Annotated in this window: 19 protein-coding genes; 15 read left to right on the top strand and 4 right to left on the bottom strand. The window is 54.7% G+C overall.

Going from position 1 to position 13,074, the window contains the following annotated elements:
• Nucleotides 1-280: 280 nt before the first annotated feature.
• The 10 genes from AV059_RS21280 to AV059_RS21235 all read left to right on the top strand — a co-directional run bounded on the left by AV059_RS21280 (nt 281) and on the right by AV059_RS21235 (nt 5,461).
• Nucleotides 281-571, top strand: coding sequence for a hypothetical protein (locus AV059_RS21280; protein WP_058997888.1), 291 nt, complete (start codon nt 281-283; stop codon nt 569-571).
• Entirely contained in the window at nt 568-882 is a 315-nt protein-coding gene (locus AV059_RS21275) for a hypothetical protein (protein ID WP_058997887.1), read from the top strand. The genes AV059_RS21280 and AV059_RS21275 overlap by 4 nt, the downstream gene beginning before the upstream one ends.
• Nucleotides 873-1,079, top strand: a complete 207-nt coding sequence (locus AV059_RS21270) for a hypothetical protein (RefSeq protein WP_058997884.1) — start codon at nt 873-875, stop codon at nt 1,077-1,079. The genes AV059_RS21275 and AV059_RS21270 overlap by 10 nt, the downstream gene beginning before the upstream one ends.
• Nucleotides 1,076-1,306 (top strand): hypothetical protein, encoded by a 231-nt coding sequence (locus AV059_RS21265; protein ID WP_058997882.1) that lies wholly within the window; start codon nt 1,076-1,078, stop codon nt 1,304-1,306. The genes AV059_RS21270 and AV059_RS21265 overlap by 4 nt, the downstream gene beginning before the upstream one ends.
• Before the next feature lie 57 nt (nt 1,307-1,363).
• Nucleotides 1,364-1,729, top strand: a complete 366-nt coding sequence (locus AV059_RS21260; protein WP_058997880.1) for a hypothetical protein — start codon at nt 1,364-1,366, stop codon at nt 1,727-1,729.
• 233 nt (nt 1,730-1,962) lie between these two features.
• Nucleotides 1,963-2,166, top strand: coding sequence for a hypothetical protein (locus AV059_RS21255; protein ID WP_058997878.1), 204 nt, complete (start codon nt 1,963-1,965; stop codon nt 2,164-2,166).
• Entirely contained in the window at nt 2,159-2,374 is a 216-nt protein-coding gene (locus AV059_RS21250) for a hypothetical protein (protein ID WP_014030690.1), read from the top strand. The genes AV059_RS21255 and AV059_RS21250 overlap by 8 nt, the downstream gene beginning before the upstream one ends.
• Nucleotides 2,375-3,355: 981 nt before the next feature.
• On the top strand, nt 3,356-4,042 hold the full coding sequence (locus tag AV059_RS21245) for a hypothetical protein (RefSeq protein WP_058997876.1): 687 nt from the start codon (nt 3,356-3,358) through the stop codon (nt 4,040-4,042).
• A 57-nt stretch (nt 4,043-4,099) separates the two neighbouring features.
• The gene (locus AV059_RS21240; protein WP_058998024.1) at nt 4,100-4,999 is read left to right on the top strand and encodes a transcription initiation factor IIB family protein; all 900 of its coding nucleotides are present in this window, start codon (nt 4,100-4,102) and stop codon (nt 4,997-4,999) included.
• A 75-nt stretch (nt 5,000-5,074) separates the two neighbouring features.
• Complete coding sequence (locus AV059_RS21235; protein WP_058997874.1) at nt 5,075-5,461, top strand: hypothetical protein; 387 nt, start codon at nt 5,075-5,077, stop codon at nt 5,459-5,461.
• A gap of 8 nt (nt 5,462-5,469) precedes the next feature.
• Here the strand turns inward: AV059_RS21235 and AV059_RS21230 are convergent, their stop codons facing one another.
• Complete coding sequence (locus AV059_RS21230; protein WP_058997872.1) at nt 5,470-5,838, bottom strand: hypothetical protein; 369 nt, start codon at nt 5,836-5,838, stop codon at nt 5,470-5,472.
• Between the two features lie 106 nt (nt 5,839-5,944).
• Here AV059_RS21230 and AV059_RS21225 point away from each other — a divergent pair, with 106 nt between their 5' ends.
• The 4 genes from AV059_RS21225 to AV059_RS21745 all read left to right on the top strand — a co-directional run bounded on the left by AV059_RS21225 (nt 5,945) and on the right by AV059_RS21745 (nt 7,913).
• The gene (locus AV059_RS21225) at nt 5,945-6,385 is read left to right on the top strand and encodes a hypothetical protein (RefSeq protein ID WP_058997870.1); all 441 of its coding nucleotides are present in this window, start codon (nt 5,945-5,947) and stop codon (nt 6,383-6,385) included.
• 53 nt (nt 6,386-6,438) lie between these two features.
• A complete protein-coding gene (locus AV059_RS21220) occupies nt 6,439-6,711 on the top strand; it encodes a PadR family transcriptional regulator (protein WP_058997869.1) in 273 nt (90 codons plus the stop codon).
• Nucleotides 6,712-6,743: 32 nt separating this feature from the next.
• Nucleotides 6,744-7,592 carry an N-6 DNA methylase gene (locus tag AV059_RS21215; protein WP_228841860.1) on the top strand — a complete coding sequence of 283 codons (849 nt, stop codon included), beginning with the start codon at nt 6,744-6,746 and terminating at the stop codon, nt 7,590-7,592.
• A gap of 63 nt (nt 7,593-7,655) precedes the next feature.
• On the top strand, nt 7,656-7,913 hold the full coding sequence (locus AV059_RS21745; RefSeq protein WP_079990837.1) for a hypothetical protein: 258 nt from the start codon (nt 7,656-7,658) through the stop codon (nt 7,911-7,913).
• 517 nt (nt 7,914-8,430) lie between these two features.
• Here the strand turns inward: AV059_RS21745 and AV059_RS21210 are convergent.
• Together AV059_RS21210 and AV059_RS21205 are read right to left on the bottom strand one after the other, a co-directional pair.
• The gene (locus tag AV059_RS21210; RefSeq protein WP_058997867.1) at nt 8,431-8,955 is read right to left on the bottom strand and encodes a PH domain-containing protein; all 525 of its coding nucleotides are present in this window, start codon (nt 8,953-8,955) and stop codon (nt 8,431-8,433) included.
• 1 nt (nt 8,956) lies between these two features.
• A complete protein-coding gene (locus AV059_RS21205; RefSeq protein ID WP_058997866.1) occupies nt 8,957-9,463 on the bottom strand; it encodes a hypothetical protein in 507 nt (168 codons plus the stop codon).
• A 1,202-nt stretch (nt 9,464-10,665) separates the two neighbouring features.
• On the opposite strand from AV059_RS21205, the gene AV059_RS21740 reads away from it, so the two are divergent.
• Nucleotides 10,666-11,748: a PQQ-binding-like beta-propeller repeat protein gene (locus tag AV059_RS21740; protein WP_195156707.1), complete on the top strand. Its 1,083-nt coding sequence runs from the start codon at nt 10,666-10,668 to the stop codon at nt 11,746-11,748.
• On the opposite strand, the gene AV059_RS21195 is transcribed toward AV059_RS21740, so the two are convergent.
• Nucleotides 11,749-12,987 carry a PQQ-binding-like beta-propeller repeat protein gene (locus AV059_RS21195; protein WP_079990843.1) on the bottom strand — a complete coding sequence of 413 codons (1,239 nt, stop codon included), beginning with the start codon at nt 12,985-12,987 and terminating at the stop codon, nt 11,749-11,751.
• Between the last annotated feature and the right edge of the window lie 87 nt (nt 12,988-13,074).

The following is a 13,074-nucleotide window of genomic DNA, read 5'->3' as shown; positions in this document are numbered from 1 at the left end:
ACTCACGAAGGAGCCAAAGAAGAGTTGGATAACCTGAACCATCTACTTCAGGGAAGTTTATAAAGTGCTCACGTATGGATGCAGCCGTATTTTTTACTGTATCTCGCCACGAGCCGCCAGCTAATGACTTGAATCTGCCAAAATATATGTCTAAAAGCCGGGCAACTTGCAGTTTTATTGAGCAGGTATCTCAGCCAGCACAGTAAGCATAAAACTCCAGTCACAGCGGTAGCAACCCCCATTTTGTGTTCCTCTGGCGGGTGAGAGGATGTCTCGAAATATGTCCTGCCGTCGTTCGGAAGACCTGTCGCAGCGAACCATCCCAAAGTTCGTCGAGTCCATCACGACAACCGTTCGAGCGCAGTCCGGCAGCGCCGATGTTCAGGCAGTTGTCCTCCGTACGGTGGCCCGGCGCTCAGACAGTATCGACCTCCCGGACGTACTCGAACTTCGTTCGCTTCTGGACGTCGACGACGAACAGGCAGACACGCTAGAGGAACAGATCACGACCATCATCAGCGCCATCGAAGCCGAACTCGCTGGCTGGGGCCGCCGGGAGGTCGCTGCATGAACGCAGCAGGAACGGCCACGTTGGGCGATTTCGGCGCTGGTGGCCCACGCTCGGATGTGCTGATTGACACGCAGAGGGCGGCACAGGAGGCCGCTGTGGGTGAGTGGGAATTTCTCGCCGCTGGCAACGACACGATCGGGTGGCACATTCCCGACACTGGAGCGACCGTCCTGCTGAAACGAAGCGGTGCTGGCTGGACGCTCGAACGGGCGACCAAACTGGTCGGGACGCGACGGTCACTCGACGCCGGGCTGGACCTTGCCAGCTCATACATGGCGGATCGACCGGAGGGAGCATCCACATGGCGATGATCGAGCGCGAGCAGTGGCGTCGTGAGGAACGCCAACGAGTTGGGGCAGCACTGGCACGTGCCCGGTTCTGGCAGTCGGTTGCGCCACACAAAATCGGCTTCTGGGAGGCCGTCGACAAGACGCTTCTAGCTGACTACCCCAACTGTCGGTACAGACGTAGAACGACACTCGATGACTTCCGGGAGGAAGATACATGAGCGACCCAATTCTCGATGAACTCCCTCCAGAGCGGTTGTTGGACGCCGATCATCTCCAGCCAATCGTCGCTGGCATCAACTGTATGCACTCAATGGAGACCGTCCAGCAGTATCTCGCCTACGAAAACCAGCACCAGAACCGGACACCAGTCCAGTCTCGCCTCCGAGAGCGAGCACGCGAGATCCGTCGCGATGAATCGGATTCCGAGAAGCAAGCCGTCGCATAATTTCTGTGCCCCAGCGGGGTGAGGCGCGTCCCACGGAGGACGTGCCGCATACCGATTATGAGTAAGAACAAGACAGACGAGACGGCTGTACAGCAGTGCGACGCCCTCGATATCGACCCTGATGCCGTGGATATCGGTGATGGACTGAAAACGACCGAGGGCACGTCTGCACTCGCCGTCGTCGGTGTTGACGCTGAAAAGGAGCGCGTGAAGGTGTATTCCCCGTCCGGTGAGCTGACGGTCAATCGCTGGGTGAGCATGGACCTGTTCAGCGTCCACTCCCCGAACGAGGACATCCAAACCGACGCCGACCGTGAAGCGTGGCTGAACGAGACACTGTCGAAGAAGGCCACGCATATCGACGGCAACGTGTACCCACTCAGGTATGCCATCGACGAGAACGGGAACGTAATCGCGGAATAATCGAGGAGCCGTACCAGCCACTCTTTCGCTTTCTCTCACGCTCACGGTTCCCGAGCGCAAGCGCTCGGGGGACACGCTCCACCTTGGACCGGCAGGCCGGTCCGGCGGTCCCACTTCAGGAGGTAGGTGAGGCTCATCGCGATGAATCGGATGGCAGGGAACGAGCCGCCGTGTATTTTCTGTGCCCCAGCGGGGTGAGGGGCGTCCCACTGAGGGCGCTCTGCTGACCGATCATGAGTAAGAACAAGACGGACAAGACGGCTGCACAGCAGTATGACAACTACCCCGATCCCGACGCCATCGTTCACTTTGGCGATGTCTCGGAGGAACTGGTCGAGTTGGTCGAGGAAACGCTGGAAACCTCCGACTTCCTGTCGACCTCTCGCGACGACCTGCCGGAAACGACGCTGCTCGTCGAGGCGGTCGAAAATGAGTGACGACCAGCTGTTCATCGTCGTGGAGGGTGTCGGGCCAGCAGATTTTCCTGAGAACGAGGCGAGTTCCAACAAGCAAGACGAGGCCGTTGCTCTCGCGAACGATATCCACGACCTGATTCGTGAGGAGTACGGCAAGGAAGAGATTGAGGGCGTCATCCCGGTGGTCAATCCCGACGCCCACGAGCAGATGCAGGCGACAGAACTCTGACTAAGCGGTGAGTTCAAGCTCCGTTTGTGTAAGAAATCGTTAGCGAGTTTTCAGGGGTGATATGTACATCCAAGGGTGTATGTGGCGTCCGTGACACTCAGGACAAGATCTGGGATAGCGCCCGGAATACATAAGACATTGTCCGGGACCTCCGGGGAATTTATAACAATCCTCCGGACAAGACTCGAAATATCCGGAATGTCCAAGGCAAGATCGTCGATGCGCCTCCAGACAAGATCTGGGATGTTCAGGGCAACAACTTTGATTCTGCAGATACTGATTACATATGTTGACCCCGAGAGTTCCGGAGTCAACACACGCGAATTGCGAATAATAAGCCGCCGTAACGGCTGATTAAAGCAATAACCGCAAATGAGTCAGCGGAGACTCAGCAGACATATACACCTTTCAGCAACAAACCCGCCGAGCGGCGGGAACCGGGTGTGGTGACCGGTTAGTTATTCACGTAGCCCCATACCGAGAGTGCTGCACCGATGATTATAGCGCCAATTGCGCCTAACACCGGTCCAGAGAGGCTCGCAAATAGCAACACACTTCCGCAAATCACCGCAACGCTCGGGGCCGTAACCCCAAGCACAGAGAATTCAGCAGACATTGAATACACCTTCTGTCTTTCTCAACAGCGGTAGGCCGCCGCAGCCAATTCCCGGGTTGGGCGGTCACACGCATAAGGGTATCGTGGGTTCGGTGAAAGTAAAGCAGAGGCACCTGTTTGAATTGATTTAATACATATTAAATCTGCTTCGCTGAGCTAAAACCGGAGATAGAACGTCTTTAGCGAGGTTATAGCATAACCGGTGTTGCCGAAGTAGTCGTAATTCACTCAAAGAGCGGTTTTTCATCAGTACTGACACCTCCTGTCAGAGAATAGAGTTACCTTCCTACAAACTCTATTCCCCGAATTTTCTGCGCCCCAGCGGGGTGAGGGGCGTCCCACAGAGGGCGTGCCGCCTGTCATTCATGGCTACTACAGAATCCCGTAGCGACGCCAGCAGCATCAACGAGAGCGAACTGGAGAAGGCTGACCCGAACAACCGGACCGTTCGGGCACTGACCGAAGTGATGACCGTGTTGGACTCGATTGGTCGGGCACGAAACGCCGACGACCTCTTCTTGGTCAACTCCGGGTCTGGCTCAGAGTACCTTGTCGACACTCGAACAGGGAGTTGTGAGTGCAAGTGGAAACAGTTCAACCCCGGCGAGGAGTGCAAGCACCAGAAGCGAGTCGCCTTCGCGACCGGCGAGCGGCCCATCCCGCAGTGGGTGGACGACGACGCCCTAGACGACCAGTTTGGACTACACGTCGACGGCGAACCACGGAAAGCGGTCGCTGACGGTGGAGTCATGCAGGTCCGGTTCGACGACGGCGGTGTCACAGACCCCAACGAGGACCCCTTGGCCGTCACCTCCGAGGACGAACCACGTACGAAACGAGCGAAGCAGGAAGATATCGACGTTTCCTTCCTTGCAAAGCCCGGTCGCTACGAGGTCCATTCGGCGTCGGATAGCCGGTACGAGGTCGACGTGCTCGAAGAGACGTGCAGTTGTCCCGATGAGGCCGAGCGATGCAAGCACCGTCGCCGGGTCGAGATCGAGATCGACGCCCAGCGAGTCCCCCGCCCGGATGGAAAACTGCCAGACGCCTAACCGGCCGCCGCAGTGTGTTTTCTGCCCCTCTGGTCAGGTGAGAGGATGTCTCGAAATATGTCTTCACAAACTGTCCAGACAGCGTTGTCTACGGCTACGCCGAGCTGTCCCGAGTGTGGCGGCGAACTCGATAGCAGCGGGCGAGAAACGAACTGCAAGGACTGTGGCCTGGTGACCGACCAAGACCGGATCGACCGCAGGCCATCGTGGCGGACGTACGATCAGGAGGAACAGCAGCGGACGGGCGCACCTCGGACGGTCACTCGCCACGACCGAGGCCTGTCGACGAACATCGGAAGCGTCGATAGTGCAGACATCTCTCCGAGACGGCGTCGACGGCTTGCTCGTCAGCGACGACTCCACGGCCGGTCGAAGTTCACCAGCAAGCGCGACCGGAATCTTGCTCACGGGCTTGGTGAAATCCGACGCATCGCGAGTGCGCTGTCTGAGAGCAATGCGGTGAAAGAGCAGGCAGCCACGTTCTTCAGGGAAGCCCAAGACAAGGACCTCCTGATCGGACGGTCGATTGAGGGCGGTGCAGCGGCCGCTGTATACGCTGCCTGCCGATGCAATGGCCTCGTGACGATGGAGACGGTAGCCGACGTTGCCCGGTGTTCAGACTCCCACATATGGAACTGCTACCGAACGTTCCTGACAGAACTTGACCTTCCGATCCCAGTATCGCTCCCGGTGGACTGGGTGGCGCGGATTTGTTCGGACCTTCCATTCGACATTGCGCCGGATATTCGCCAGCGAGCGCTCGAACTCGCAGAGCAGGCGACCGAGTCCACCGAGATCAACGGGCGACCAGACGGTATCGCAGCCGGCGCTCTGTACCTCGCCGGGAAAGAGTCAGACATCCGGCTCACGCAGGCGACGATCTGCGAGCCACTGGATGTGCATATTACGACGGCCCGGCAGTGGTTCCAGGAGATCGAGGAGCATATCGTTGAATGAATTCTCGCGACGGCCTGTTTTGCGTGCCCCGGCGGGGTGCAGGGCGAGCCAGCAAGCACGTCCTGAGAGAGACATATGTCAGTTATAGATACTCCCGAATCGGCGGCACAGCACGACTCTTCGAGTGTTTTTGCGTCGGTCCCAGCGCTACGGTCGCCAACGAAGGTCGCATCGTTTGTCGAACGAGTCCTTGTCGAACTTCGGCATGAAGCCGTGGCTGCTCGGTACGTGACCGAGCTAGACCAAGCCGGAGCGAAGACAATCTGGTGCCGGGTTGAGCACACGCCATTGGACGTCGACGCCGCGTATGTCCAGATTCGAGACGACCCACGGTTAGGGGTTGGCGTCGAGCCGTGTTCGCAAGCGACGGTTCGGAAACGACTGTGCCAGTGTCTTGACCACGATCGGACTGGGCGCGTTGATGTCCGACCGCTGGCCGACGTTTCGATGAGCGACGACTGAGCTGTGCTTCAGGTCTGGTCCCGCATCGGTAGGTCGAGATCACCGAGGGCAGCGTGCTGGCGGAGAACACAGAGATGCGGGCAGACAGTCGTCGCCTGGAAGACTTCGCAGCTACACCAGCCGGCGTGGGTCCCGTTAGGATGCTCGGCCAGCGAGCAGTTCACAGGACAGTCGCCGTCGACGGAGACGAGAAACAGGTCCGGGCGACCGCCCTTCGTTACGTCGACACTGGCATCGAGGGCGGCGTTCCACGTTGCTGACCGACGCTGTCGGATCTGCTGGAAGTCAAGATCACGGGTGCCGCTGGGCTGGCGGGATATCCACTGATCTGGGGGCGAACACTCGCTAGTCGCGGTTGGGGACTCGGCTGTTTTCATGATGAGTCCTCGTACTAACACATATATCCTCAAACAGCAAGAAAGTTGCTATAGAGGCGATACAGAGCGGATTTTGTGTTTCTCTAGTGGCTGAGAGAATCCAACAATGAGTAGTGGATACCGACGAGGGACTACCGGGCCGAAAAAGTTGAAGTGGCGCTGGAAAGATGCAACTGAGAATCGGTCGCTGCCCCAGTCGTGGGCCGACAACGGTCGCACAGAATCTCCCGAAGAAGATGAGGTGCAACTGTACGCAATCCAGTGTCGGGCTGGGCTCTTGCTTGAGTGGCTGGTCAATACACGAACGGGGAAGCTACTCAGAGGCCCGCTGAGCGAGAAGCCGGGGATCCGCGTTCTGTACGTTACCGCCGACGGTGAGTATGCGGTCATGAGGCAGTTGGAGGCCCGCGAAATTGATGACAGTTGGAAGCCGCCCAAGCAGTTTACCAGCATCATCGCGAAGCATCTGGAGGAGGCTGATCCAGTTCCAGACTCCAGCCAGGACTACTACCGACGGGGGGTTGAGGACCTGTACGACGTGGAGTGAAAACGGCGCTCTCATACCAATATGCTCATATATGTAATATTGTAACCGCGAATATGCACGACCTGACAGCATTTCAACGAGACTTATTGTTCGTAGTTGCTGGGAAATCCAAACCCGCTGGTGTCGCAATCAAAGACGAAATTGAAGAATATTACGAGAAGAAGATTCATTACGGCCGACTTTATCCAAATCTGGATACACTCATCGACAAAGGTCTCGTCGAGAAAGAGAAGAAAGACGGACGGACGAATGGCTACATAATCACCAATCGTGGGCGTCGAGAGCTTCAAGCCCGGTGCGACTGGGAGAATAAGTTCTACAACTGACCAGATTCACGACTGTCGGCAGGCCAGATTTTGTGCCTCTCTGGTGGCTGAGAGAGCATGGCTCGCCACAGATCGACGTCGACGAGATTGTTGCAACGCTTGAGGAAATTCGCCAGCGCGGGCACAGCGCGCACACGGTCTTCCGAGACTGGGTCAACCTCGTGCTGTTCGCACTGCAGGACCGAGACGACCCGTATCTGGAGATCGTTGACGACTATCGCGAGCGCGGCGATATGGCCCATCCAGAAGGACAGCGGTCGGTCGACCCCTTCGCCAAGGCGTTCGGCCAGCTCCAAGAACGGATGGCGGCCACTGACGCTGACGTTCTGGGTGCTGTCTACGAGGCGTATGGAATGTCCAGCGATGCGTTCGGCCAACACTTCACGCCCCACTCTGTTTGCGAGACAATGGCTGGAATCGCCGGCGTCGGAGACGAGAGCGATAGCGAGGACCGGGAGACGGTTTGTGACCCAGCCTGTGGGAGCGGTCGGACGCTACTGGTCGCCGGTCGAAAGCAGCCAGACGCGCTGTTTGTCGGGCAAGACAAGGACCCACTGTGTGCCCGAATGACGGCGCTGAACTGCTGTTTCCTGAATCTGGGTGCCTACGTTATCCAGGGCGACTCACTGACTGTTGAGTTCCAGCGAGCGTGGCAGACCTCGTACTCTTCGCTGGGTGGGAGCGTTCGCGAGCTAGACGACGAGGAGGTCGAAGAGCTTCACGAGTGGGTGACCGACGCCTTCGAGAATACGGTCGAGGCGGAGAACCAGCCCAGTCCAACGCAGAGGACAGACACGGGCGCGGAAGACCAAGCATCTCCTGTTGCGACGTCTGTCCCAAGTGAGCAGGCCAGTCTGGATGCGTTCGAGGGCAGCGATTGACGGCTGTTTTGTGTGCCCCAGTCGGGTGCGGGGCGTTCCAGTGAGAGCGTCCCGAGAAGACCCATGTCAAGTGAACCAGATGTAGAGCCAGACACGGCTCCAGACTCAGTCGAAAAGGTCGAACGAACGGACTTTGGATGCAGTATGGAAGCACGGTTGGATCGAGGCACTGACACTCGCGATCAAGACAGAGTGACCATCAAGTCGAAGGGTGAGACTGCTGCGGAGACGATTGCAGAGTTCTACAAGCTCTTGGAAGAGTACGAGCAGGAGATCGGTGGCCGGCTTCGGGATATTCAGCCCGAGGAAGACGACGAATAGAACCCACTTATTCACTCTTGCCTCCGAGCAAGAGTAGTAGCGGTCGTTGAGGACGGTTCGTGCGTGATTTACACCGTGGACGGTTTCAACCTCGGTAAACGTGCTGACAATCGGCCCGAAACACACGATATTTCGACCGAAGAAATCGAAGACACGTCTTCACTGCTGTTGCTCGCTGATGTGGTAGCAATTTAACCAATATACAGGTCGAATGGGTGTTTGTGTTGGTTAGCTGGTGAACACCGTCGATAGTGATGACGAATCATTCGAAGATTAACACGTAGGCCAGAAGGTTGATAGCCGAGAAGAGACGAATCCAATCACAGGCACCACCCTGAATCACCTTTCGGTGTCTGTGTACCCACCCCCACCCCATCCCCATTCGGTGCCGGCATAGTCCGGCACTTTCACTTTTACCCCGGCAGGCATGCCTCTATCAGATGGGCCACGCTATGAGCAATCATGCATACTGACGCCGAAAAGCTTGATCCCGAGGCGATTTACAGGACTAGTCCGATTACTTGGCACACGTTCTAATGGTTTCGTAGACGGCCTCAGGCTCGTCGACGTTCTCTAATCGAAGCGGACCCAGCCCACGGTTCATCGAGATTGTCCCGTACCCCAGGGTCGACTGGATACGGTTCTGGTTCAGTTCGTGACTCCGGAGTTTATCGAATCGGATCCCCTTTGAGTGGGTACGGAACAGGAGCTCGTACTCTTGTTCAACGCGACTGCTCGTAACAGTATAGGTTGTCCTAACGAGAATAATAGTTCGGACCAGAAACCGGACTGTCAATACAAGTCCGAGCAACAGGACAACGAGTGCTGCCGTATTTGTGATATCTGGCGATCCAAGTGCCTCTGGATTGAGTTGGAGGTACCCAACCACACCCAGACTGAGGAGTAAGACGACGGCCAGTCGAATCAACGTTGGCTTGGTCGTCGGATTGGTTTCGAGAATGACTTTTTCGTGATCATCTGATTGGCCTGTGGTAGTCGACTGATTCGATTCATTCGATGTCTGTTGGTCTTGTTGTGACATGTTAGGAAATAATGTATGCGATGATGGACCCAGTAACGTAGACGACCGGTGAGAGGGCGACAGCGAGGACGGTAATCGCCGCATTACTCCGCGTTGCCCGATGGTTGATTCGTGCGCCGAGATACAGTGAAAAGAGGTAATATAGTAGCGTTAGCGTTAGGATCGCCAGAATCCACTGGCCCTCGGTCGAAATAGTAGTAACGCCAAGAGAGTCTGGCCGCCCACCAGGAAGCTCCACTCCTGCACCGAGTGCGTCAATAATGGCATAGACGAACGCGGCCTGAAGGTTCCTGATGAGTTGGCGTGCGCCACTGACGCCAGCTTGGTTAGTCAGATACCAGACAGCGGAGAACGTCGCAACGAGGTATGCACTTGTCGTGTACACGACAGTGTGCATGCTCTGGACAATACCTTGCGAATCCCGAACGATGAGAACACCCGCGTGGAACGTCACTAGCGTGATTGCAGTTGCTATCGAGATGAACAAGGAATTCTGAATAAACGCCATGAGCAACTGCCAACTGGCCACTGGATCAATACTATATGAACCAGCGATTCTGGCGTAGTTTTCTGGGGCAGGCTGTGAGGACTGAATACCAATGCCAGCGAGGGTGAGCGGGATCGCGTATGCGGCAAGGTTCACGACATAGACTCCCAATAGTGAGCCTAATTGTCGGATTACACCAAGTCGGGAAGCCCCATACGAATCTGTTTGAAATTCTACAAATTTGTGCGGGCGAAAGATGGCATCAAATCCACCGCGTAGTATTGCCCCCACACCTCTCACAGGCATATACGCCTCTTATTTTATCAGGGATACTTAGCTTTTGGTTTCATAGTACTTTTTGAATAGTCTGTTTTTAGTATCGACAATAATATTGGTTGAGTATGACTCGTCAGGCTGGGAAATTACCCTTAATAATTACCGTGACTGTGTCGCTTTGGATCGCTGGACTTGTGCTTGGGTATTTGCTTACCCTTGGATCTACCCGGGATCTTCTCTGGGCCTGTTGGGGAGCCTCAGTTCTTTTGGTGCCGCTTGTAGCCATTGATAGTCGACAAGCTGGGTCATTCTCGTGGCCGGTCATCGGTGGGACCCTCGTTCCAGGACTCAATTTGGTTGTGGGTGCCGCCTACGCCCTGTCACAGTTCCGTCTCCGACACGGAAAAGCGAACAATCGCCACGGCTTGCTTTTCTTTTCTGGAATCTTTACTGCCACACTCGCTGTTGTTATTGCCCCATACGTGCTTGGTCCAATCGCCCTCATCTGTGGCTATGTAGTTCGACGACAGTACAGTACCCGGGAAGGGGCACTTATGCTGACAGCGGGGAGTGTCACCACACTGTTCGGGTTGGCGCTAAATGTGGTCATATTCCTGTTCCTTCGCCCTGGACCAATTCTCTGAGACCAACAAGATAGCAATCGGTTAGCCATTGGGCAGAACAGTGATACCACGACGAATGCCACCAGCAGTCGTAGGTATGGTTTCTTTCTGAGGCTAGAACGGATAGACTGCTGACCTTGAGAACACACATCTGACACTAAGGACTCTCGTATAAGGGTCACTTTCAAATAATAGAATTCACTTGATATTAAAGCAGCAACAAAGATGGGAAATATTAGATCGAACATGCCTGGTCTATCTACACGAAGGCAACTGCTGACGGCAGTCTTAGCAGGTAGTGTGAGTGGATGTCTGCGGTCCACGATGGGCAGTCAATCACAGGAAACAGAGAAAGTGGATCAATCAGGCACAAAAGAGGGCACGGCGACACAAACGGATCTACCAGCTAAAGAGTGGACCCAGTCGTTTCCGGCCCCACCAACAACCCAACCGTTGATTCGTGACGGGAACGTCTTCGTTGGATGTCAAGATCACAATCTATACAAGATTGACCTGCAGACTGGACAGCAAGAGTTCGCGGTAGATGTTGGAGATGAGGTCGGTAGAGGGCTCACATATGCTGAAGGAGTAATCTACGGCAGTAGTCCCGCTGGTGTCTTCGGCATTGACACTGAAACTGGTGAAATAACGTTTTCCACCAGCGAGCAAATAACTGGATTCGGTATCAATACGCCGCTTGTCTCCCAGGGCCGCTTATACTATTCATCGGGTTCCCGGCTTACTGCATTTGACATCGCATCCGGCGACCGTATATGGGACAAACGAACGGCTTCGTGGGGTGGTCAACCGGATTTAGCGGATGGCACGCTAATCGTGAGTGATGCGGGCGATACGGATACAATTCCAAGTGAAAAAAGTCGTATTTACGGGCTAGATCCAACAGATGGCTCTGTCCAATGGAAGACTGACATCACAAGCGATTCGCTGGTATCTGCTGTTGCACTCTCATCAGATCGTACTCTCTCGGTGTTTGTCGGTCGCTACGGACTTACTGCAGCGTTTGACACGGCAACTGGAGAAGAGCGCTGGCGGGCGACTGTTGACAGGGATGGCAATGTCGTTGGTCAACCAGTCGTCACCCAAGGACTTGTGATTGTGCCGCTCGGGGGTAATGGCATTTATGCGTATGATGTTACATCAGGCAGTCGTCAATGGTCTATAAATGGAACCGAAGTTGGAACTGGCTATCGTATTGAGGCCCTCAATGGGCATCTCATCACTGCAAAATCATCACTCTACGAACTCGCTATTGCGGATGGGACACTCAAACAGACACACGACCTATCACCTAGCGTAGCAGAGTCATTGCTTCCAGCGGTTGAAGAGGATTATTTTGTTTATCCTACAGCCTCCTCTTCAATTCGGTTAGTCAAGCGAACTCAGTGATTACAAGTCACGAACCTGGAAACAAACGGTTCCGTCGGTACCAGTTAGGAAGCACCGATTTCCAGTTGTGGAGAGTGCGTATGGAATCTGGTCAAGAGCTTTCATGACACCTTGACCACTTGATTTAGTAATCCAGTATAGCGAGTCTTCGGCAACCCAGACGCCGGTTTCACCCACAGCGGGTTGGGTTTGGACCGTACTATCAGCTTGGAACCGCCATTGTTGATTCCCTTCAGAGACGGCGTAGATACCGGTATCATCTGCGGGAACATAGGCCGTATCATCCCCAATTGCCGGTGCCGAAGTCGTTCTGCCAAGTGGTTCAAACATCCATTCCTCTGTTAGTCCGCCAGAGCCGATAGTCCACTTGTAGAGTTTTCCCGCATCTGTTGAATAGAGTGTGTCATCAGATAGTTGAAATTCATATCGGGCGTCAGCCAGAGCCGTATTTCCAACCTTACCTGTCGAGATGTTAACCCAGAACGCCTGGTTCCAGCCAGCGACTATAACCCGATCCCCAATCGGCGGCAAGAGCGACTGAATTCCAAGCCAGCTATCATACGTGGACGCAATCTCATCGTGGGTTTTGTTCCACTTGATTTCGCCCGATTCAACATTGAGGCCCGCCAGACCAGCGAAGTCCTCCCCATTTTCCAGACTATAACTATATCCACAAATCGCGACATTATCTGAAGTCACGATTTCCGTTGTGGTGTTGTGCAACGGTTCTTGTGCTGGAATTTCGGTCGCCCAGTTGACTTCTCCGGTGTTGATATCCAGAGCATAAAGATGTGTTCCCCCTCCAACAATCACTTGCGACCCGCTCACAGCGCCGCGAGTGGAAATATTCTGATCAGTTGAGCCGGATCCACTGATCGATTGCCGCCATTGAACACTACCATCACTCTTCTTTAGTCGGACAAATGCCGTTTCTGGTGAACAGACAATCAATCCCTCATCGAGATCTTGTTGGGTCGTAAATGAGGTCACGTCCTGTTGGTAGGTCCAATGTTCCGTGATTTCAACCGCAGGAGTACTTGATTGAGCCGTTTGAGTTGGCGATTTGGTATCCGTAGTTTGAACAGATGCTGTACTTGAGCTACTATTAGGTGATGTACGTTCTATCGCAGTCTGTGACGTATCGCTACTGTCAGTAAAGCTAAGGCACCCCGTAGAAAATGACAGTCCACCCAATGTCGCGATTATCTGTCGACGAGTCGTATCTGATGATATAGTCATGGAGCTAGTTTATCATCTATACAGTATGAAATGTATATGATATAAATGTTTATCTGCATGATATTTGCCTTTTTATCCATGAGATCT

Source organism: Haloarcula sp. CBA1127 (assembly GCF_001485575.1).
Taxonomy (GTDB): Archaea; Halobacteriota; Halobacteria; order Halobacteriales; family Haloarculaceae; genus Haloarcula.
Note: the sequence above shows the minus strand (reverse complement) of the source record. Positions and strands in the feature narration are given on the sequence as shown.

Bases quoted from the DNA above. Each gene is read 5' to 3' on its own strand.
- AV059_RS21740 (WP_195156707.1), top strand. From the start codon at position 10,666: ATGGGCAGTCAATCACAGGAAACAGAGAAAGTGGATCAATCAGGCACA.
- AV059_RS21230 (WP_058997872.1), bottom strand. From the start codon at position 5,838: ATGAAAACAGCCGAGTCCCCAACCGCGACTAGCGAGTGTTCGCCCCCA.
- AV059_RS21195 (WP_079990843.1), bottom strand. From the start codon at position 12,987: ATGACTATATCATCAGATACGACTCGTCGACAGATAATCGCGACATTG.
- AV059_RS21240 (WP_058998024.1), top strand. From the start codon at position 4,100: ATGTCTTCACAAACTGTCCAGACAGCGTTGTCTACGGCTACGCCGAGC.
- AV059_RS21235 (WP_058997874.1), top strand. From the start codon at position 5,075: ATGTCAGTTATAGATACTCCCGAATCGGCGGCACAGCACGACTCTTCG.
- AV059_RS21260 (WP_058997880.1), top strand. From the start codon at position 1,364: ATGAGTAAGAACAAGACAGACGAGACGGCTGTACAGCAGTGCGACGCC.
- AV059_RS21280 (WP_058997888.1), top strand. From the start codon at position 281: ATGTCCTGCCGTCGTTCGGAAGACCTGTCGCAGCGAACCATCCCAAAG.
- AV059_RS21225 (WP_058997870.1), top strand. From the start codon at position 5,945: ATGAGTAGTGGATACCGACGAGGGACTACCGGGCCGAAAAAGTTGAAG.
- AV059_RS21275 (WP_058997887.1), top strand. From the start codon at position 568: ATGAACGCAGCAGGAACGGCCACGTTGGGCGATTTCGGCGCTGGTGGC.
- AV059_RS21210 (WP_058997867.1), bottom strand. From the start codon at position 8,955: ATGTCACAACAAGACCAACAGACATCGAATGAATCGAATCAGTCGACT.
- AV059_RS21205 (WP_058997866.1), bottom strand. From the start codon at position 9,463: ATGGCGTTTATTCAGAATTCCTTGTTCATCTCGATAGCAACTGCAATC.
- AV059_RS21745 (WP_079990837.1), top strand. From the start codon at position 7,656: ATGTCAAGTGAACCAGATGTAGAGCCAGACACGGCTCCAGACTCAGTC.
- AV059_RS21250 (WP_014030690.1), top strand. From the start codon at position 2,159: ATGAGTGACGACCAGCTGTTCATCGTCGTGGAGGGTGTCGGGCCAGCA.
- AV059_RS21270 (WP_058997884.1), top strand. From the start codon at position 873: ATGGCGATGATCGAGCGCGAGCAGTGGCGTCGTGAGGAACGCCAACGA.
- AV059_RS21220 (WP_058997869.1), top strand. From the start codon at position 6,439: ATGCACGACCTGACAGCATTTCAACGAGACTTATTGTTCGTAGTTGCT.
- AV059_RS21255 (WP_058997878.1), top strand. From the start codon at position 1,963: ATGAGTAAGAACAAGACGGACAAGACGGCTGCACAGCAGTATGACAAC.
- AV059_RS21265 (WP_058997882.1), top strand. From the start codon at position 1,076: ATGAGCGACCCAATTCTCGATGAACTCCCTCCAGAGCGGTTGTTGGAC.
- AV059_RS21245 (WP_058997876.1), top strand. From the start codon at position 3,356: ATGGCTACTACAGAATCCCGTAGCGACGCCAGCAGCATCAACGAGAGC.